Genomic DNA, 20,639 nt, shown 5'->3' on the forward strand with positions numbered 1-20,639 from the left:
GAAACCCGGAGTCTCAGCGCAGCCCCGTCTCGTTGCGCGCGATCACGATGCGCTGGATCTCGCTGGTGCCTTCGTAGATCTCGGTGATCTTGGCGTCGCGGAAATAGCGCTCCAGCGGCATCTCCTTGGAGTAGCCCATGCCGCCGTGGATCTGCACGGCCTGGTGGGCGATCCACATCGCCGCCTCCGACGCCACCAGCTTGGCCACCGAGGCCTCGGTGCCGAAGCGGCCACCGTTCTTCTCCGCCTGGCCCTTGGCCCAGGCCGCGCGCAGCGTGAGCAGCGTGGCCGCGTCGAGCTTGCACTTCATGTCGGCGATCTTGGCCTGGGTCAGCTGGAAGCTGCCGATCGGCTGGCCGAAGGCCTTGCGGTCGCGCGACCACTGCAGGGTGGCCTCGTAGGCGGCGCGGGCGATGCCCACCGCCTGCGAGGCGATGCCGATGCGGCCGGCGTCGAGCACGCCCATCGCGATCGAGAAGCCCTTGCCCTCCTGGCCGAGCAGGTCGTCCTTCGAACAGACGTAGTCGGTGAACTCGATCTCGCAGGTGGCCGAGGCGCGGATGCCGAGCTTGGGCTCGGTCTTGCCGGCATGGAAGCCCGGCTTCTGCGTATCGATGATGAAAGCCGACACGCCCTTGGCGCCGATGCCCGGCGTGGTGATGGCGAACAGCACGATGTAGCGCGCCACCGGGCCGGAGGTGATCCAGCTTTTCTTGCCGTTGATCACCCAGTCGCCGTCGGCGTTCTTCGTGGCGCGCGTGTGCATGGCCGAGGCGTCGGAGCCGGACTGCGGCTCGGTCAGCGCGTAGGCACCGATCGCCTCGCCCTGCGCGATGGCGCGCACGTACTTCTGCTTCTGTGCCTCGGTGCCGTGCTTGAGGATGCCGTTGCAGAACAGCGAGTTGTTCACGCTCATCACGGTGGAGGTGGCCGCGTCGGCGGCGGCGATCTCGATCATCGCCAGCACGTAGGCGACCGGATCCATGCCGGCGCCGCCGTACTCGTGCGGCACCTCGATGCCCATCAGGCCGAGCTGGCCCATCTCGCGGATGTTGTCGAGCGGGAACTCGCCCTTCGCGTCCAGCTCCGCCGCCACCGGGGCGATGCGCCTCGAAGCGAAGTCGCGCGCGACGGCCTGGATCGACAACTGGTCTTCGGTGAAGCTGAAATCCATGGGGGTGGCTCCAAGGGGGAGAAAGCCGGCCATTTTAGCGCCCGCGCCACACCGACCATGTGCGGATGCAACACGATCGCGGCGCGTCGCCTCATCCGGTGCCAGCCGTGCCCGGACGGCGCCCTTCCACGCCCGACCTGCCTTGACGATCCGCCGCCCACGGCCTAGCCTTATACATCCTTGTATCGCGATAGATAGATAACCATGGATCTGGCCACCGCCTCCAGCGTGCTGCGCCTGCTGGCCGACCCCACCCGGGTGCGCCTGCTGGCCCTGCTCGAACGCGAGGAACTGACCGTGGCCGAGCTGGCCGCCGTGCTGCACCTGGCGCAGCCGCGCGTGTCCACCCACCTGGCCAAGCTGAAGGAAGCCGGCCTGGTGCGCGACCGCCGCGCCGGCGTCTCCGCCTACTACCGCGCCAACAACGAAGGCGACGACCGCCAGCACGAATTGCTGAAGTCGCTGCGCGAGAGCATCGACGACGCCCTGCTGCGCGAGGACGCCGCGCGCCTGCCCGGCGTGCTGGCCCACCGCGCCCGCGAGGAAGGCTGGGCCGACACCGTGGCCGGCGACATGGAGCGCCACTACTCGCCCGGCCGCACCTGGGAAACCCTGGCCCGCTCGCTGCTGCAACTGCTGGAGACCGGCGACGTGCTCGACATCGCCTCCGGCGACGGCATCACCGCCGAGCTGCTGGCGCCGCACGCGCGCTCCATCGTCTGCGTGGATTCCAGCGGGCGGGTGGCGGAGGCCGCCGCGCGGCGCCTCGAGCCGTTCCCGAACGTCCGCGTGGTGCAAGGCGACATGCACGCGCTGGACCTGGGCCGGCAGCGCTTCGATCTGGTGCTGATGCTGCACGCGCTGACCTATGCCGAGCGCCCGGCACAGGCGGTGGCCGAGGCCGCGCGCCTGCTGCGCCACGGCGGCCGCCTGCTCGCGGTGACGCTGGGCCGGCACGACCATCGCGCCGTGGTCGAGCCGTTCGACCATCGCAACCTGGGCTTCGCCCAGTCCGAACTCGAAGGCTTCGCCGCCGCTGCCGGCCTGCGCGTGCTGAACTGCTCGCGGCTCAGCCGCGAGCGCAAGGCACCGCATTTCGAAGTCATCAGCCTGCTGGCCCAGAAGTGAGTCCCCGATGAGCGCCCTGCCCTGGCTTCACCCCGACCGCGTCGCCCTGCTCGAGGCGGCGCTGCGCAAGCGCATCCTGGTCCTCGACGGCGGCATGGGCACCATGCTGCAGGGCCATCGGCTGGATGAGGCCGGTTACCGCGGCCAGCGCTTCGAGCATGGCCGCGACCGCGAGCATGCCGCGCACCACGACCATCCCGGCTGCGACCTCAAGGGCAACAACGACCTGCTCACCCTGACCCGGCCGGACATCATCCGCGGCGTGCATGAGGCCTACCTGGAAGCCGGCGCCGACCTGGTCGAGACCAACACCTTCAATGCCACCCGCATCAGCCAGGCCGACTACCGCCTGGAACACCTGGTGCCGGAGCTGAACCGCGAAGGCGCCCGGCTGGCCCGCGCCGCCGCCGACGCGTTCACCGAGAGGACGCCCGGCAAGCCGCGCTTCGTGATCGGCGTGCTCGGACCCACCAGCCGCACCGCCTCGCTGTCGCCCGACGTCAACGACCCCGGCTTCCGCAACGTCAGCTTCGAGGAACTGGCGGCCAACTACGCCGAGTCCGCCGCCGGCCTGATCGACGGCGGCGCGGATACGATCATGGTCGAGACCATCTTCGACACGCTGAACGCCAAGGCCGCGCTGTTCGCGCTGGCCGAGCTGTTCCGCGAACGCGGCACGCGATTGCCGGTGATGATCTCCGGCACCATCACCGACCGCTCCGGCCGCACGCTCTCCGGCCAGACCGCCGAGGCGTTCTACTACTCGGTCAGCCACACGCGGCCGCTGTCGGTGGGCTTCAACTGCGCGCTGGGCGCGGCCGACCTGCGCCCGCACGTGCAGACCCTGGCGGCCATCGCCGAGTGCCCGGTCAGCACCCACCCCAACGCCGGCCTGCCCAACGCCTTCGGCGAGTACGACGAGACGCCGGAGCAGATGGCCGCCGTGATCGGCGGCTTCGCCCGCGACGGCCTGCTCAACCTGGTCGGCGGCTGCTGCGGCACCACGCCGGCGCACATCGCGGCGATCGCCGAGGCGGTGCGTGATTGCGCACCGAGAACGTTGCCCGTCGCTGCACAGGAGGCGGCATGAACGCGTTTTTGCCCCTCCCCCTGCACGCAGGGGGAGGCTGGGCGGGGGTAACGCTCTTGCCGCATTTCCCCGAAGCCAGGGCAAAGGCTTTACCCCTCCCCAACCCTCCCCTGCGTGCAGGGGAGGGAGCAAAAGCAAGGCATCGCTACTCATGAGCACCCGCCACACCCGCCTGTCCGGCCTCGAACCGCTGGTCCTCACCCCCGACCTGCTGTTCGTCAACGTCGGCGAGCGCACCAACGTCACCGGCTCGGCGCAGTTCCGCAAGCTGATCAAGGAAGAGCGCTACGAGGAAGCGGTGGAGGTCGCGCGCCAGCAGGTGGCGAACGGCGCGCAGATCATCGACGTCAACATGGACGAGGGCCTGATCGATTCCGAGGCGGCGATGGTGCGCTTCCTCAACCTGATCGCGGCCGAGCCGGACATCGCCCGCGTGCCGGTGATGGTGGATTCGTCGAAGTGGAGCGTGATCGAAGCCGGCCTGCGCTGCCTGCAGGGCAAGGGCATCGTCAATTCCATCTCGATGAAGGAAGGCGAGCAGGCCTTCCTGGAGCACGGGCGCAAGGTGCGCCAGTACGGCGCCGCCGCGGTGGTGATGGCCTTCGACGAGGAAGGCCAGGCCGACACCGCCGAACGCAAGGTCGCGATCTGCTCGCGCGCCTACGATCTGCTCACCGGGCGGCTCGACTTCCCGCCCGAAGACATCATCTTCGACCCCAACATCTTCGCCATCGCCACCGGCATCGAGGAGCACGACAACTACGCGGTGGACTTCATCGAGGCCACCCGCGAGCTGAAGAAGCGCTTCCCGGCCAGCCACGTCTCCGGGGGCGTCTCCAACGTGTCGTTCTCCTTTCGCGGCAACGACACCGTGCGCGAGGCGATCCATTCCGTGTTCCTGTTTCATGCCATCCGGGCCGGCATGGACATGGGCATCGTCAACGCCGGCGCGCTGGCCATCTACGACGAGCTCGACCCGGAACTGCGCGAGCGCGTCGAGGACGTGGTGCTGAACCGCCGCCGCGACGCCACCGAGCGCCTGCTGGAGATCGCCGACCGCTACAAGAAGAAAAAAGGCGAGGCCGCCGTCGAGACCCTGGCCTGGCGCGGGAAGGACGTGCGTGCGCGCCTCAGCCACGCGCTGGTGCACGGCATCGACCAGTACGTGGTCGAGGACACCGAGGAAGCGCGCCAGCTTTCGCCGCGCCCGCTCGACGTGATCGAAGGCCCGCTGATGGACGGCATGAACGTGGTCGGCGACCTGTTCGGCGCCGGCAAGATGTTCCTGCCGCAGGTGGTGAAGTCCGCCCGCGTGATGAAGAAGGCGGTGGCCTACCTGCTGCCCTACATCGAGGCGGAGAAGCTGCGCACCGGCGACACCGGCAAAAGCAACGGCAAGATCGTGATGGCCACGGTCAAGGGCGACGTGCACGACATCGGCAAGAACATCGTGGGCGTGGTGCTCCGCTGCAACAACTTCGACGTGATCGACCTCGGCGTGATGGTGCCCGCGCAGAAGATCCTCGATACCGCGATCGCCGAGAACGCCGACATGATCGGCCTGTCCGGCCTGATCACGCCCTCGCTGGAGGAGATGAGCCACGTGGCGCGCGAGATGCAGCGGCAGGACTTCCGCATCCCGCTGCTGATCGGCGGCGCCACCACCTCGCGCGCGCACACCGCGCTGAAGATCGAGCCGCACTACAAGTCGCCCTGCGTGTGGGTGAAGGACGCCTCGCGCGCGGTGGGCGTGGCGCAGTCGCTGGTCAGCAAGGAGCTGGTCGACGACTTCATGGCGAAGATCCGCGCCGAATACGCCGAGATCCGCGAACGCCACCGCCAGCGCGGCCCGGGCAAGCAGTTGGTGCCGCTGGCCAAGGCCCGCGCGCAGCGCTTCGGCTGCGACTGGGTGGACTACCAGCCGCCGCAGCCGCGCCAGCCCGGCCTGCACGTCTTCGACGACTACGACCTCGCCGAGCTGCGCCGCTACATCGACTGGACGCCGTTCTTCCAGGCCTGGGAGCTAGCCGGCCACTATCCGGCCATCCTCGACGACGCGGTGGTCGGCAAGCAGGCCACCGAGCTGTTCAACGATGCGCAAAAGATGCTCGACCGCATCATCGCCGGGAAATGGCTCACCGCCCGCGCGGTGATCGGCTTCTGGCCCGCCGCCAGCCTCGGCGACGACATCGAAATCACGGTAGCGCCGCTCCCCTCTCCCTCCGGGAGAGGGGTTGGGGGTGAGGGTTCGGCCGAAGCCCAGCACCCCGCTCCGCCCGTACCCTCATCCGCCCCTGCCGGGGCACCTTCTCCCGAAGGGAGAAGGGAACACGCCGTTGTACTCCACCACCTGCGCCAGCAGGCCGACAAGCCGGTCGAGCGCCCCAACCTGTGCCTCTCCGATTTCGTCGCACCGAAGGAATACGGCAAGCCCGATTGGGTCGGCGGCTTCGCCGTCACCGCCGGGCTCGGCATCGAGCCACAGCTGGAGCGCTTCCGCGCCGACAACGACGACTACTCGGCGATCATCCTCAAGGCGCTGGCCGACCGCCTCGCCGAGGCCTTCGCCGAACGCATGCACGAGCGCGTGCGCCGCGAGTTCTGGGGCTACGCGCCCGACGAGGCGCTGGACAACGACGCGCTGATCGCCGAGCGGTACCAGGGCATCCGCCCCGCCCCCGGCTATCCCGCCTGCCCCGACCATACCGAGAAGACCACCCTGTTCCGGTTGCTCGACGCCACGCGCAACGCCGGCATCGAACTCACCGAAGGTTTCTCGATGTACCCGGCGGCGGCCGTCTCCGGCTGGTACTTCTCGCACCCGGGCAGCCAGTACTTCGTGGTCGGCCGGCTCACCCGCGAGCAGGTCGAGGACTATGCCGCGCGCAAGGGCTGGAGCCGCCAGGAGGCCGAGCGCTGGCTGGCCGCCAACCTCGACTATGACCCCGATTGAGTCCGCTCAGGTCGTGGCGTCGCCGGTGATGCTGTTCTTGTGGTGCCGCAGGTGCACCACCAGGTTGTAGACCGACACGAACACCGGGAAGAAATTCGAGATGATGCCCACCGAATCGTTCTTGCCGACGATGAAGTAGGCCAGCAGCAGCACGCTGCCGCACACCGACAGCACCCAGAACGCCAGCGGCATCACCACGCGCTTGTACTTGCGCGTGTAGTACAGCTGCACGAACCAGCGGCTGGTGAACATCAGCGTGCCGGCGAAGCCCACCGCCTTCCACGGGGTCAACTGGAAATCCTGCAGGGCCTGCAGGATGTGCGACATCTCGAAGTTCATGGGACCGCCGGCGCCGTAAGGGGGCGCCATTCTAGCAATCGGCGCCGCCGCCCCGGACGGCCAAACGAAAAGGCCACCCGAGCGGATGGCCTTTTCGCGGATTTCGATGGTGGGCGGTACAAGGATCGAACTTGTGACACCTGCCGTGTGAAGGCAGTGCTCTACCGCTGAGCTAACCGCCCGCCGGGAGCGCGCAACTATACGGGGAGGCGCGGAGCAGGTCAACAGGGAGAAGGCCGGCAGGCCTCCGTCGCAGGCGGCGAGACCGCCGGCCGCCATACTGGGGACATCCGCCGCCCGCTCGTGGACAATCCCGTCCCGAGCTCCGAGGAAGCCCGCCCGCAGTGACACCGACCCACGACGCCGCGACCATCCAGCCCGGCCTGATGGTCGTCCACGGCAACCGCCTGGAAGACCTGCGCGACCTGCTGCTGGCCTGGCTGGCGCGCACGCCGCTGGCGCCGCTGGAAGACGAGACGATGCTGGTGCAGAGCAACGGCATCGCGCAATGGCTGAAACTGGCGTTGGCGCGGCCGCGCGGCGCGGGTGGCATGGGCATCAGCGCCGCGGTGGACATGCAGCTGCCCGGCCGCTTCCTGTGGAACGCCTACCGCGCCGTGCTGGGCCGCGAGGCGGTGCCGCCCGATTCGCCGTTCGACAAGTCGCGCCTCGCCTGGCGGCTGATGCGCCTGCTGCCCGCGCAACTCGGCCATGCCGATTTCGCGCCGCTGCGCCACTTCCTCGGCACGGGGCAAGCCGATCCGGCGCAGCCGGATCCAGCCAGGCTGTTCCAGCTGGCCCAGCAGGTCGCCGACCTGTTCGACCAGTACATGGTCTACCGCGCCGACTGGCTGGACGACTGGGAACACGGCCGCGACGTGCTGCGCGACGACCTGCGCGGCCGCCGCGAGCCGCTGCCCGAGCGCCAGCGCTGGCAGGCGCAGCTGTGGCGGCGGCTGCTGGACGACGTCGGCCCCGCACAGCGGCACAGCCACCGCGCCGCCGTGCACCGCACCTTCCTCGCGCGCGCCGCCACGCTGGAACAGCGCCCCCACGGACTGCCGCGGCGCATCGTGGTGTTCGGCATCTCCTCGCTGCCGCAGCAGACGCTGGAGGCGCTCACCGCGCTGGGTCGCACCTGCCAGGTGCTGTTGCTGGTGGCCAATCCCTGCCGGCACTACTGGGCCGACATCATCGAGGACCGCGAACTGCTCAAGGCCGGGCAACACCGCCACGCGGGCAAGCCCGGCCTGCCGCCCGAGCCGCGCTACGAGGAGCTGCACCAGCACGCCAATCCGCTGCTGGCCGCCTGGGGCAAGCAGGGCCGCGACTACATCCGCCTGCTCGACAGCTTCGACCACCCCGACGCCTACCGCCCGCGCTTCGCCGCGCTGGGACGCGACATCGACCTGTTCGCCGACCCGGGCCGCGATAGCCTGCTGCACCAGGTGCAGCAGGCCATCCTCGACCTGGAACCGCTGCCGGCCGCCCCCGCGCAACGCCGGCCGTGGACACCGGACGACGGCTCGCTGCGCTTCCACGTCGCGCACAACCCGCAGCGCGAGGTGGAGATCCTGCACGACGAACTGCTGGCGATGTTCGAGGACGCCGCGCGCAAGGGCGAACCGCTGGCCCCGCGCGACGTGATGGTGATGGTGCCCGACATCCAGGCCTACGCGCCGCACATCCAGGCCGTGTTCGGACGCGCGCCGCCGGGCCATCCCCGCCACCTGCCCTGCAGCATCGCCGACCGCCCCGCGCGCGGCGCCGCGCCGCTGCTGGTGGCGCTGGAACAGCTGCTGCGCCTGCCCGAGTCGCGCTTCGCCGCGGGCGACATCCTCGACCTGCTCGACGCCCCCGCGCTGCGCCGCCGCTTCGGCCTGGACGAAGCCGCCCTGCCCGTGCTGCGCCGCTGGATCGAGGGCGCCGGCATCCGCTGGGGCCTTTCCGGCGAACAGAAGCAGAGCCTCGGCCTGCCGCCGCTGGAACAGAACAGCTGGCGCTTCGGCCTGCGCCGCATGCTGCTCGGCTACGCGGTGGGCGACGGCGAATCGCTGGACGGCATCGCGCCCTACGCCGAGGTCGGCGGCCTCGACGCCGCCCTGGTCGGCCCGCTGGATGCGCTGCTCGAACGGCTGGAACACTACTGGCGCCTGTTCGCGACGCCGGCCACGCCCGTGCAGTGGACCGCCCGCCTGCGTGCCCTGCTCGCCGACGCCTTCGACGCCGGCCGCGACGACGACGACGCGCTGCTCCTGCAACGCCTCGACGACGCCCTCGCCGGGTGGGAACAGGCCTGCGCCGAGGCCGGCTTCGCAGCACCGCTACCGCTGGCCGTGGTGCGCGAGCACTGGCTCGCGAGCGTCGACGAAAGCCGCCTGTCACAGCGCTTCCTCGGCGGCGCGGTGAGCTTCGGCACCCTGCTGCCGATGCGCGCCATCCCGTTCCGCGTGGTCTGCCTGCTGGGCATGAACGACGGCGACTATCCCCGCCGCCACGCGGCGCCCGACTTCGACCTGATGGCCCGCCCCGGCCAGCAGCGTCCGGGCGACCGCTCGCGCCGCGAGGACGACCGCTACCTGTTCCTGGAAGCGCTGCTTTCCGCGCGCGACGCGCTGTACGTGGGCTGGGTGGGCCGCAGCGCGCGCGACAACGCCGGGCTGCCGCCCTCGGTGCTGGTCGGCCAGCTGCGCGACTACCTCGCCGCCGGCTGGCACCTCGCCGGCGACGACGCCCGCGATCCGGACGCCGGGCGGCGCCTGCTCGACGCGCTCACCACCGAGTATCCGCTGCAGCCCTTCGGCCGCCGCTACTTCGAGGCGGACGGCGACCCGCGCGTGTTCACCTATGCTTCCGAGTGGCAGCGCGCCCACCGGCCGGCCACCGCCGTCGACGCACCGCTGGCGCCGTGGCAACCCGAGGCGCCGCTCGGCCTGGGCCTGCTGCAACGCTTCCTGAAAGCCCCGGCGCGCAGCTTCTACGCCGAGCGCCTCGGCGTGCACTTCGCCGACGACGACGGGGAAGCCGCCGACGCCGAACCCTTCGCGCTCGACGGCCTGCAGCGCCATGCCGCCACCGGCACCCTGCTGCACGCCGCCATCGCCGGCGGCGGCGCTGCGCTCGCGCCCGCCGCGCAGCGCCTGCGCGAGCAGGGCGAGCTTCCACCCGGCGGCTTCGGCGCGCTGGCGCTGGCTTCCATCGAGGCCGCCGCGCAGCAGGCCGGCGCCGCCTGGCGCGCGCTCGACGGGCGCTGGCCGCAAGCCGCCGACCTCCGGGAGCTGCGTCACGAGGCCCACGGCCTGGCGGTCGAGGACTGGCTGGGCGACCTGCGCGACGACGGTGCGGGCGGCCATGTACGCCTGCTCGCCACCGCCAGCCGTCTGCAGGGCAGGACGGCGCCGCGTCACGACCGGCTGCTGGACGCCTGGGCGACGCACCTGCTCGCCAACGCCTGCGCGCTGCGGCTCGCCACCCACGTCGTCGCGCCGGATGCCGTGCTGGCGCTGGCGCCGTTGGAGGCCGGCGCAGCCATCCACCATCTCGACGCCCTGCTCGGCGCGCTGCGGGCCAACATGCAATCGCCCCTGCCCATCGCGCGCAAGACCGCGTTCGCCTGGCTGCTGGCCGAAGCGGAAGGCACGAAGGATCCGGCCGCCGCCGCCCGCGCCTGCTACGACCTCGGCGAGGGCCCGTGGGGCCGCTCCGGCGAGGTCGGCGAAGACGCCTGCCTCGCCCGCCTCTGGCCTGACTTCGACCACCTGCACGCCGCCGGCTTCGAGCGCTGGCTGCACCTGTACCGGCCGCTGCTGGACGCGGTGCGCGTCGAAGGAGGCGCGGCATGAACGCCATCGCCCCGCTCGACCCGCTGCGCCTGCCGCTGGCCGGCACCCGGCTGATCGAGGCCAGCGCCGGCACCGGCAAGACCTGGACCATCGCCGCGCTGTACCTGCGCCTGGTGCTGGGCCATGGCGGCGGCACGCCGCTGCTGCCCGCGCAGATCCTGGTGATGACCTTCACCAAGGCCGCCACCGGCGAGTTGCGCGAGCGCATCCGCGAACGCCTCGCCGAGGCCGCCGCCGCGTTCCGCGGCCAGCGCGACGCGGACGACTTCCTGCGCGCGCTGATCGACGACCATCCCGCCGACCTGCGGGCGCGCGCCGCGCGCCAGCTCGAACTGGCCGCGCAGTGGATGGACGAGGCCGCGGTGTTCACCATCCACGGTTGGTGCCAGCGGATGCTCGCCCAGCACGCCTTCGACAGCGGCGAGGCGGCCACCGAAGGCGGCATCGCCGACGAGGCCGAACTGCTCGCCGAAGCCGTGCGCGACTACTGGCGCCGTTTCTTCTTCCCGCTCGGTCGCGACGCCGCCGCGCTGGTCGCCGCGCTGTGGCGCACGCCCGGCGACCTGCAGCGCGAGGTCGCCCCGCTGCTGTCGCAGCCGCGTGGCAGCCTGCGGCTGGAAGGCCGCCCCGTGCCGGCCCTCGGCGATCCCGCCGCGCTGCTGGACATGCAGGCCGACGCGCTGCGTTCCGCCGAAGAACACGTCCGCGCGCTGTGGCGCGAACAGGGCGCGGGCATCGCGGCGCTGCTGCGCGACGCACTGCGCGACGGCGTGCTCAACGGCAGCAGCTACAAGCCCGCCCTGTTCGACGGCGACCACGCCGCCCTCGACGCCTGGACCAACGATGGCGCGCCGCCGGGGGAGAAGACGCTGGAACGCCACGGCGCCGCCAGGCTGGCAAGCGCCACCCGCAAGGGCCAGGCCACGCCGGCGCACGCCTTCTTCGACGCCGTCGACCGCCTGCGCGCCCTCCGCGCCGAGGCCGGCGGGCTGGCCCCGTTGCTGCTCGCCCATGCCGCGCCATGGATCGCCCACCGCCTCGACGAGGCGCGCCGCCAGCGTGCCCAGCTCGGCTACGACGACATGCTGCGCCGCCTCGACGCCGCCCTGCATGGCGCCAACGGCGATGCGCTGGCGCGCACGCTGGCCACCCAATACCCGGTCGCCCTGGTGGACGAGTTCCAGGACACCGATCCGTTGCAATGGCGCATCCTGCAACGCATCCACGATGGCCGCGACGGCCACGCCCTGCTGCTGATCGGCGACCCCAAGCAGGCCATCTACGGCTTCCGCGGCGCGGACATCCACACCTACCTGCGCGCCCGCGCGGCGGCCGCCCAGCCCACCTGGACGCTGGACACCAACTACCGCTCCACCGCGGCGCTGGTGGCGGCGGTCAACCGCGTCTTCGAACATGCCTCCACGCAGCCGCACGGCGCGTTCGGCTTCGGCGACGCGCTGCCCTTCACGCCCGTGCGCGCGAACGGACGCAGCGAACGCCTGCTGCTCGACGGCGCGCCCATGCCCGCCCTGCGGATCGCCGTCCAGACCTCCGAGGCAGCGCTGTCCGCCGGCGCCTGGCGCGACGGGCTGGCCGCGCATGCAGCGGCGCAACTGGTGCAATGGCTGGACGCCGCCCAGGCCGGCCGCTGCGGCTTCGCCGGCGACGGCGGCACGTGGGCGCCGCTGCGTCCCGGCGACATCGCCATCCTGGTGCGCGACCGGCACGACGCGGCCGCCATGCGCCAGGCGCTGCGCCAACGCGGGCTGGCCCACGTCTACCTGTCCGACAACCAGTCGGTCTACGCCACCGCCGAGGCCGCCGACCTGCTGCCGTGGCTGCACGCCTGCGCCATGCCCGGCTCCGACCGCGCCATCCGCGCTGCGCTGGCCACGCCCGGCATGGACCGCAGCCTGGCCGAGCTGGACCGGCTCAACACCGACGAGCCGTACCGGGAAGCCTGCGGCGAACATTTCCGCCAGTTGCACGAACTGTGGCGGCGCCACGGCGTGCTGGCCATGCTGCACGAACTGCTGCACCGCTTCGACCTGCCGTCGCGCCTGCTCGCCCGCGCCGACGGCGAGCGCACGCTGACCAACCTGCTGCACCTGGCCGAGCTGCTGCAGCAGGCGGCCGCCGGGCTGGACGGCGAGCATGCGCTGATCCGCCACCTCGCCGCGCAGATCGCCCGCCCCGGCCGGGGCGAGGCCGCCGCGGAGCAGATCGTGCGGCTGGAAAGCGAGGCGGCGCTGATCAAGGTGGTGACCATCCACAAGTCCAAGGGCCTCGAGTATCCGCTGGTGTTGTTGCCCTTCGCCTGCGGCTTCCGCGAAACGAAGCGCGGCAGCGCCCTCGTGTGGCATGACCGCGACGGCCGCCCCCACCTCGACCTGCGTCCCGACGACGCCGCCTGGCGGCAGGCCGAGCACGAACGCCTGCAGGAGGACCTGCGCCTGCTCTACGTGGCGCTCACCCGCGCCCGCCATGCCTGCTGGCTGGGCGCGGCCTGTCCCAGGGACGGCCAGAAGAAGGAGTCCGGCCTGCACCGGTCCGCCTTCGGCTACGTGCTGGCCGGCGGCCGCGTCATCGAGCCGGCCAGCCTGCCGTCGTGCGTGCGTGCGCTCGCCGAGGGGCACCCGCACATCCGGGTGTCCGAACTCGACGCGCCGGCTTCGGAGCGCCGCTACCAGGCACCCACCGGCGACGGCCTTGCGCGCCCGGCCCGCACCTGCGCGCTGCCGCCGCACGAGCCCTGGTGGATCGCCAGCTACAGCGCGCTGGCCCATGCCGGCGACCATGCCGTACGTCCCGCCCCCGAAACCGCCGGACAGGCCACCCTCGCCGAAGCCGTCGCCGCCCCCGAGGCGGTGGCCACTCCGGCCGCCATCCCGCAGGGCATCCACGCGTTCCCGCGCGGCGCCATGCCCGGCACCTTCCTGCACGACCTGCTGGAGGCCTGTGCGCATGAGAGCTTCGCCCGCGCCGCGGCCGGCTCCGCCACCGTGCGCGACACCCTCGCCCGGCGCTGCCAGGCGCGCGGCTGGCAGGCCTGGATCAAGCCGCTGGCGCAGTGGCTGCCCGCCCTGCTGCACACGCCGCTGCCGCTGCCCGACGGCGGCGCCATGCCGCTCGCCGCGCTGGCCGATCCCGCGCGCTACCGCGCCGAACTGGAGTTCTGGTTCGAGGCGAACCACGTCGACGCCGCCGCGCTGGACCGCCTCGCAAGCGCGCACACGCTGGACGGCGCGGCACGACCGCCGCTGCCGCCCAACCTCGTCAACGGCCTGCTCAAGGGTTTCATCGACCTGGTGTTCGAACACGACGGCCGCTGGTACGTGGCCGACTACAAGTCCAACTGGCTGGGCAACGACGCCGGCGCGTACACCGCCGACGCAATGCGCGCTTCGGTGCTGCAGGCGCGCTACGACCTGCAGTACGCCATCTACACCCTGGCCCTGCACCGCCAGCTCCAGGCGCGCCTGCCCGGCTACGACTACGACCGCCACATCGGCGGCGTGCTCTACCTCTACCTGCGCGGGGTGGACGCCGACGGCCACGGCGTGCACGTCGAACGGTTGCCGCGTGCGCTGGTCGAGGCGATGGACGTCCTGTTCGCCGCCGGGGAGACGCACCGATGACCACGCCACTCCCCGCCCTCCTCGAAGATGCCGGGGCACGGCAGCACCTGCGCCCGCTCGACCTGGCCTTCGCCCGTTTCCTGGCCGAGCGCGATCCGCATGCCTCGCCCGCGCTGCTGTTGCTGGCAGCGTTGCTCAGCCGGCAGCTGGCGGACGGCCATCCGTGCCTGGACCTGCGCACGCTGGACGCCCTGGCCGACGAACACGCCTGGCCCGACGCCTGGCGCGCCGCGCTCGCGGCGCCGCTGCCCGCCTCGTCGCTGCTGGCCGGCGCCGACGGCCTGCCGGCCGACGCGCCGCTGGTGCTCGACGGCCCGCGGCTCTACCTGCGCCGCTACTGGAACCACGAGCGCCGCGTCGCGCAGGACATCGCCGCGCGGCTGGGCCGCGAGGTACCGCCGCCAGGGGAATTCGCCGCCGAACTGGGCCGCCTGTTTCCACATCAGGGCCGCAACGCCCCCTTCCGCGACGACGCCCACGCCGTTCGCGCAGGCGATGCCACACCCGACTGGCCGCGCATCGCCTGCGCACTGGCCGCGCGCGGCGCCTTCGGCGTCGTCACCGGCGGTCCCGGCACCGGCAAGACCACCACGGTGGTGCGCCTGCTCGGCCTGCTGCAGACACTGCACCTGCGCCGGCACGCGCAGGCCTTGCGCATCCGCCTGGCCGCGCCCACCGGCAAGGCCGCGGCGCGGCTCGGCGCCGCCATCGCCGACCAGCTCGCCCGCCTCGACGTGGACGAGGCAGTGCGCGCGGCCATCCCGACCCGGGTGGACACCCTGCATCGCCTGCTCGGCGCCCGCCCCGACAGCCGCCGCTTCCGCCACGACCGCGCCAATCCGCTGCACCTGGACGTGCTGGTGGTCGACGAGGCCTCGATGGTGGACCTGGAGACGATGGCCGCCCTGCTCGACGCACTGCCCGCGCGGGCGCGCCTGGTCCTGCTCGGCGACAAGGACCAGCTTTCCTCCGTGGAAGCCGGCGCGGTGCTGGGCGACCTGTGCCGGCGCGCCGAGGCGGGCCATTACGACGAAGCCACCGCCGCCTGGCTGCGCGAGGCCGGTTGCGGCGACGTCGCGGCCTTCGTGCGCGACGATGCGCAGGCGCTGGACCAGCAGGTGGCCATGCTGCGCCACAGCCACCGCTTCGACGCCGGCAGCGGCATCGGCCGGCTCGCCCAGGCGGTGAATGCCGGCGACGTCGCCGCCGTGCGCGCGCTGCTGGCCGACCCGGGCGACGACCTCGAGTGGCATGCCGACGCCGCGCGCATCGTGGACCTGGCCGTCCACGGCCATGTCGCGGCGGCGGACGATGCCGCCGCGCCCCGGGGCTACCGCCACTACCTCGAACGGCTGCGGCGGGAACGCCCCGTCGCCGGTGCCGGCGAGGCCGCCTTCGCCGCCTGGGCCGACCGGGCCCTGCAGGACTACGCGCAATTCCAGCTGCTGTGCGCCTTGCGCCACGGGCCGTCCGGCACGCAGTCGCTCAACCAGCGCATCGCCGCGGCATTGCACGCCGCCGGCCTGGTCGAATCGGACCAGGGCTGGTACGAAGGCCGCCCGGTGATGGTGCTGCGCAACGACTACACCCTGGGCCTGATGAACGGCGACGTCGGCATCGCCCTGCGCCGCCCCGGCCCCGACGGCGAACCGCGCCTGTATGTCGCCTTCCCCGACACCGGCACGACCGCGTCCGCCCGTCGCGATGCGCCGGTGCGCTTCGTGCTGCCGACGCGGCTGGAAGCGGTGGACACCGTCTACGCGATGACGGTGCACAAGTCGCAGGGCTCCGAATTCGGCCACACCGCCCTGCTGTTGCCCGACCAGGCCGGCAGCCTGCTCACCCGCGAACTGCTCTATACCGGCATCACCCGCGCCCGCCGCCACTTCAGCCTGATCGCCCCGCTCGCCAGCGTGGAACTGGCCGTTGCCCAGCGCACGCGGCGGCATTCGGGGCTGGCCGAGCGGCTGGCGAAAGAGATCTGTCACCCGGTGCGGCGTCAGTCTCAATAATTGGATTGAAGAATACAGGCTACCCTTTCCCTTCAATCGCCAAGCCGCTTTTCTCCAAAACCTACCAGCACGTAGTGTCGCTCGTAGAGGTCGACCTGGCGCCAGTCTGGTCCAGCGACAACGTCCCGCATTGGGTATCACGCGTCAGTTGCGCCCCGGTGGGCGTCGCCTGGGCGATATATGCCGTCGTTGAAGGCGAGGCCGGAAAGGCATAACTGTAATTGGCTCCGGTTTGCTGTGCGCTCTGGCAATCTAGCGCCGGCATCGTAGCCCCCTCGTAGCTGAGATGGGTGGTGTAGTAACGCTCCATGTAGCTGGCGACCTCGGACAAGCACCCCTCTGCCGCCACCCGATTCGTTTTGGTGATGTGCGAGATGTAGGACGGGTAGGCGATTGCTGCCAAGATCGCGATGATCGCGACCACGATCATCAATTCAATCAGGCTGAAGCCGGCTTCCTCTTTGGACAAGCTACACTCCGCATCGATTTCCATCCTGAGCTGCATCAGAGCCGTTTCATTGGCGGTTGAAAGAAATCGTTTCACTGCCAGCCCCTCATTGATTGATCAATTCGCGCCACGAAACACGCTGCAGGTTGCCACCTGCACCAGCGGTATGAATGCTGCTGGTCGTGCCGTTGTCGAAGCTCGTCAACATGTTGCCGCCCACGAAGATCGGGTTGTTTGGCAGTGAAGTGAAGCCAACACCGGCCACGTTGTAGCTCTTGCCGCCGACCGTCACCACGTCGCTGCCGTTGATCGCTCCATCGCCGTTGATGTCGAAGAACGCCGGGTCCGGATTCGTGCCGGTGAACGGCTCGATCGCCATGATCCAGCCGCTGCCCGACGGGTTGCAGGGGTCGGTCGCCTTGGGAATGCGCGTGGTGCCCACCAACAGGCTGCCCTGGAACTGGTTGGGGGTGACCATGCGCTCGCCGAGGTCCGGGTAGGTTGGCGTATAGGTGGTGCTGCCGTCCGCGTCGGTCGCGGGCGTATCCAACTCGCCCAGGTTCATGAACCAGCCGGATTTGCCGGTCATGTCCCCTGCCGTTTCTGCCGATACCACTCGCGCGGCCAGGGTCGCTGGCGTGCCCGTGCTTGCATTCGCCGCCCTTGCGGCCTGCTCGTAGATAATGTGACGTTGCACAAGGTTGGAGTTCTTCACTCCGTTTCCGTCACTGGTCAGCTTGCCGACCAGCGTGCTGTCCACCGTGGAGCTGACGATCAAGCCGTACCAGGTCTGGATCTGCGTGTCGTTCAGGTCGGTAGCCGCAAGATAGCGCCCGGTGCCGAAGAACAACCACAAATTTTGTGTAGCCGGGTCACGGCCAATTAGCATTCCTCCCGTGATCGGTTGCTTTGTGCCATTGGCGTCCACCGCCTTGAACAACAGAGTTCCCTGGCTTGTAGTGTCGGCCGTGATCGTAGTAGTTGTAATGCCGGAGGCGTCGGTGCTTGTGGTGTTCTTGCTGACCGGGAACGACCACACCTGTCCCTTCAAATCGCCGGCATAGGCCACAGTGCTGATGCCATTCAACGCGTTGCCAATCCAAACCGCCGGGGCGGCCAGACCGTTACCCGTCGACGTATCCGTCGTTGTATGCACAGCCAAGGCACCGCTGGCCAGGTCGAACTGCAGCAGAGCCGAGGTACCCGCTGCACTATTGTAGCCGTTGCCCAGCAATACGGCCCATTGGCCATCACCTACTTGGGCCACGATTGGCTTTCCCGTCATCTGGCCGATATAGCTACTGTTGGTCTCACCGTCGCCGGCCGAGCGCTCCCACAGGAACTTGATATCAGTCGGATCGGTCACGTCCAGCGCGTAGACTGCCTTGGCCAGACCGCGCCCCGTGGTGCCTATCAGCACGGTATGCCACGCAGCGGCGTCCGTACCCTCAGCAAAATAAGCATCTGCGACAGTTAGCTCGCCGTCGTTGAAATACTCGTGCGGCACCGTGTCCGAACCGTAATCCGGGCTGGCCAGCGCACTGAGGCCGAAATACTTGCCTGCGGCGGGATCCGTGGCGCCCGTGCTCCCGGTGCTGTCGGTAATCACCGCCGCCGGAATATAGGCAAACCTCTCCGAGCCATCGCCGGCATTGAATGCATGCAACATGCCATCGTTGGATGCAACGTAGATCAACGCGGCGCGCCCTTGGGTGGTGCTGACATAGGCCGCGAACTTGTCCGACCCGGTGAACGATTCGTTGTTGAACTGATTGGCATTGGCCTCGCCAGAATACACCGGCTGCGAGTCCACGATGTCCCCCAACGGCGTGTCACGATTGCGGAAAATGCCGCCGGATTGGTTTTTTTCAAGCGACTGGTCGCCGCGCAAATAATTCACTATGTCTTGCTGCTCCGTAGCATCGCTGCCCAGAGCGCTCTGCTCAGCCGGCGAAAGCTTGCTTGGATCGCTAAACGCCACGAACTGCGAGCCCGCTGCGGCACTCGGATTGTAGGTATAGATATTGCGATCGGTTGCGGCCGGCAAGGCGGTGACCGCCGACCAGGACGCGGTGCTTGCGATCGACCCATCGGCCGAATCCACTTTCAAGGCCTTCAGGTCGCCTTTCCATGTTGCCGTGTAATAGTTCGCCTGATAGGCGAACGTACCAGTCTGCAACTGGGTGGAATTGGCTGCCAGGCTGGCACCCGTACCCACGCGCTCCTCGGCACGATTCAGCGCCTCCTTGAGTCCTGACGTGAATTCGTCCGGACTGGTTGCCGAGTAGAAGCCGCCATGACCGTCGACACCAGCATGGGCCAAATCGGCAATATTGTTAATGCTATTAGACGCTGGAGCTGGCCAGGCAAACCCGGCTATGGCATCGCTGGCCTTGCCATCTGCCCAGGAGAAAACCTTGCTCATGGGAATAGCAGATCCATCCGCATATTCGGGCGTGAATCCAAGCCCGATGGTAAAGGTGACCATGTGCTGCCAGAACGCAGGGTCCGCATCATTGGTCGGAACTTCATTGCTTACATTCGGCTGAAGGTCATTCACCCAGTATTGCATGGCCACATCGGCCAGTGTATTGGCGTTCCCCGCGCTTTGCGCGCTGTACTGGAAACTGCACCTCCCCCCTCTCCACGAAGAGGTATAATAGGAATTGCTATATCCAGAGGTCGAGCCGGTGGCCGCCTTGTATTGGCTCTTGCAATCCGAGTTGCTACTTGCCGAATGAGAGTACGTCTTGGTAACAATAGTAGTTCCATCGGCATACGGCAACGCCGGGCTATAGGTTGAGGTCTGGCCATTGGGTCCGGTGATAGTCGTTCCTTCGGATGAGTCCACATCACCAATGCCGCTTGGAGTATCTCCGTTCCAGAAACCATCTGTCGTCAGGATGGTATAGGCCTGGCGACAAGCAAGCACTTTGTCCTTGTTATTGTCATAATCCGTATCGGTGGACATTGTCGTCCATGGCTGGCTTGATTGGTAATACTTCCCTACCGCTTGCAGCGAGCGCCGCAACGGCGTGCCATTGCTTGCAGTGAGACCCGAAACCCAATTCCAGAAATTCGCTTTTTGCGTACCGGCGGAGCCGTCGCCGAACGGCTGGACTTCCGCAATTGCATTGTTGTTGTCGCCAAAGCTGGCGTTCAGCGACGGCAGGCCGTCGTCATTGTTTCCATTGATGGAGCCGAAACCGAAGCGATAGGATGGATTCAGCGCGGAGAATGCATTCATCAAGCCACTCTTGGCCATTTTGATGCGACTGCTGTAATACGAGTACCAATTCATCACATTCTGACCCGCCGCAATTTGGGCGGGCGCAGCAACGCCGCTGGTATCGCTCGCATTCACGCATGCACTCAGGCCATGGCAGTCCTGCGCGACGTAATGCGTGGAGCCATCACTGGCAGTATATGCAAAAGCATTAAAAGTGCACCTTGACCCTCCGTTCCAACCGCAGCCGCTGCTCGTCTGCACCCGATCATAAAAATCAAAGTCAGTCCCGCCACCACCGACGCTGTTTCCCACGGTGCCGTATGCGTCGGTAACATCGTCTTGCGCCGTGCTTCCAGAAATGGGATCGCTATATGCGTCAGGGAAGTTCGATGCGTCATTGTTGACATACAGATCTGGAACCGAGTCGCTGCTGTCAGCCTTAGGCGGCGGCAAGTATTTCACCGCAGGATCGTAATAGACCCCATTAATTGCACTATTGCGCAGGTCCGACGTGCCCGGATTTCCTCCGGCCAGATATTTGTAGTCGGGCATGCCATTCCATTGCATCGACCCCGAGTCATCCAGCATCAAGACAATGTTTGGCGGCAACGTAGCCTGCACTGTCAATGGCGCAGTATCCACATCCACAACCGTGTTCGTGGCGGCCCACGCTGGCGTGCAGGCAGTACCCGCGATCCATACGCTCAGGGCCGTGGACAGCAGCCAACCGCTGGATCGGGCGATTTTGCTCTGGAAGCGGGGAAAGATGCTCATGGCGTTTCCACT

General features: G+C 69.0%; 10 protein-coding genes and 1 tRNA gene. 6 read left to right on the forward strand and 5 right to left on the reverse strand.

Annotated features, from left to right (window positions below; all coding sequences use genetic code 11):
* Window positions 1-13: 13 nt before the first annotated feature.
* Entirely contained in the window at window positions 14-1,174 is a 1,161-nt protein-coding gene (locus QMK61_RS01485) for an acyl-CoA dehydrogenase family protein (RefSeq protein WP_302069940.1), read from the reverse strand.
* A gap of 204 nt (window positions 1,175-1,378) precedes the next feature.
* Between QMK61_RS01485 and QMK61_RS01490 the strand changes: the two genes are divergently transcribed.
* The 3 genes from QMK61_RS01490 to metH all read left to right on the forward strand — a co-directional run bounded on the left by QMK61_RS01490 (window position 1,379) and on the right by metH (window position 6,345).
* The gene (locus QMK61_RS01490; protein ID WP_302069942.1) at window positions 1,379-2,302 is read left to right on the forward strand and encodes a metalloregulator ArsR/SmtB family transcription factor; all 924 of its coding nucleotides are present in this window, start codon (window positions 1,379-1,381) and stop codon (window positions 2,300-2,302) included.
* Window positions 2,303-2,309: 7 nt separating this feature from the next.
* A complete protein-coding gene (locus QMK61_RS01495) occupies window positions 2,310-3,392 on the forward strand; it encodes a homocysteine S-methyltransferase family protein (RefSeq protein WP_302069943.1) in 1,083 nt (360 codons plus the stop codon).
* 151 nt (window positions 3,393-3,543) lie between these two features.
* Window positions 3,544-6,345, forward strand: coding sequence for a methionine synthase (metH, locus tag QMK61_RS01500; RefSeq protein ID WP_302069944.1), 2,802 nt, complete (start codon window positions 3,544-3,546; stop codon window positions 6,343-6,345).
* A gap of 6 nt (window positions 6,346-6,351) precedes the next feature.
* Here the strand turns inward: metH and QMK61_RS01505 are convergent, their stop codons facing one another.
* Window positions 6,352-6,684, reverse strand: coding sequence for a lipid-A-disaccharide synthase N-terminal domain-containing protein (locus QMK61_RS01505; protein ID WP_302069945.1), 333 nt, complete (start codon window positions 6,682-6,684; stop codon window positions 6,352-6,354).
* A gap of 107 nt (window positions 6,685-6,791) precedes the next feature.
* Window positions 6,792-6,866 (reverse strand) — tRNA-Val (locus QMK61_RS01510).
* Window positions 6,867-7,028: 162 nt separating this feature from the next.
* On the opposite strand from QMK61_RS01510, the gene recC reads away from it, so the two are divergent.
* The 3 genes from recC to recD are packed head-to-tail and all read left to right on the forward strand — an operon-like array spanning window position 7,029 to window position 16,176.
* Window positions 7,029-10,526 (forward strand): exodeoxyribonuclease V subunit gamma, encoded by a 3,498-nt coding sequence (recC, locus tag QMK61_RS01515; RefSeq protein ID WP_302069946.1) that lies wholly within the window; start codon window positions 7,029-7,031, stop codon window positions 10,524-10,526.
* Window positions 10,523-14,164 (forward strand): exodeoxyribonuclease V subunit beta, encoded by a 3,642-nt coding sequence (gene recB / locus QMK61_RS01520; protein ID WP_302069947.1) that lies wholly within the window; start codon window positions 10,523-10,525, stop codon window positions 14,162-14,164. The genes recC and recB overlap by 4 nt, the downstream gene beginning before the upstream one ends.
* Complete coding sequence (recD, locus tag QMK61_RS01525; protein WP_302069948.1) at window positions 14,161-16,176, forward strand: exodeoxyribonuclease V subunit alpha; 2,016 nt, start codon at window positions 14,161-14,163, stop codon at window positions 16,174-16,176. Before recB ends, recD begins: the two co-directional genes overlap by 4 nt.
* A gap of 61 nt (window positions 16,177-16,237) precedes the next feature.
* Here recD and QMK61_RS01530 read toward each other — a convergent pair whose 3' ends face one another.
* Window positions 16,238-16,720, reverse strand: a complete 483-nt coding sequence (locus QMK61_RS01530) for a type IV pilin protein (protein ID WP_345783608.1) — start codon at window positions 16,718-16,720, stop codon at window positions 16,238-16,240.
* A 10-nt stretch (window positions 16,721-16,730) separates the two neighbouring features.
* Entirely contained in the window at window positions 16,731-20,627 is a 3,897-nt protein-coding gene (locus tag QMK61_RS01535; RefSeq protein ID WP_302069949.1) for a PilC/PilY family type IV pilus protein, read from the reverse strand.
* Window positions 20,628-20,639 lie beyond the last annotated feature (12 nt).

It is taken from the genome of Fulvimonas sp. R45, from assembly GCF_030504985.1.
In the GTDB taxonomy this organism is placed as follows: Bacteria; Pseudomonadota; Gammaproteobacteria; order Xanthomonadales; family Rhodanobacteraceae; genus Rhodanobacter_A.

Bases quoted from the DNA above. Each gene is read 5' to 3' on its own strand.
- QMK61_RS01485 (WP_302069940.1), bottom strand. From the start codon at position 1,174: ATGGATTTCAGCTTCACCGAAGACCAGTTGTCGATCCAGGCCGTCGCG.
- QMK61_RS01490 (WP_302069942.1), top strand. From the start codon at position 1,379: ATGGATCTGGCCACCGCCTCCAGCGTGCTGCGCCTGCTGGCCGACCCC.
- QMK61_RS01495 (WP_302069943.1), top strand. From the start codon at position 2,310: ATGAGCGCCCTGCCCTGGCTTCACCCCGACCGCGTCGCCCTGCTCGAG.
- metH (WP_302069944.1), top strand. From the start codon at position 3,544: ATGAGCACCCGCCACACCCGCCTGTCCGGCCTCGAACCGCTGGTCCTC.
- QMK61_RS01505 (WP_302069945.1), bottom strand. From the start codon at position 6,684: ATGAACTTCGAGATGTCGCACATCCTGCAGGCCCTGCAGGATTTCCAG.
- recB (WP_302069947.1), top strand. From the start codon at position 10,523: ATGAACGCCATCGCCCCGCTCGACCCGCTGCGCCTGCCGCTGGCCGGC.
- recD (WP_302069948.1), top strand. From the start codon at position 14,161: ATGACCACGCCACTCCCCGCCCTCCTCGAAGATGCCGGGGCACGGCAG.
- QMK61_RS01535 (WP_302069949.1), bottom strand. From the start codon at position 20,627: ATGAGCATCTTTCCCCGCTTCCAGAGCAAAATCGCCCGATCCAGCGGT.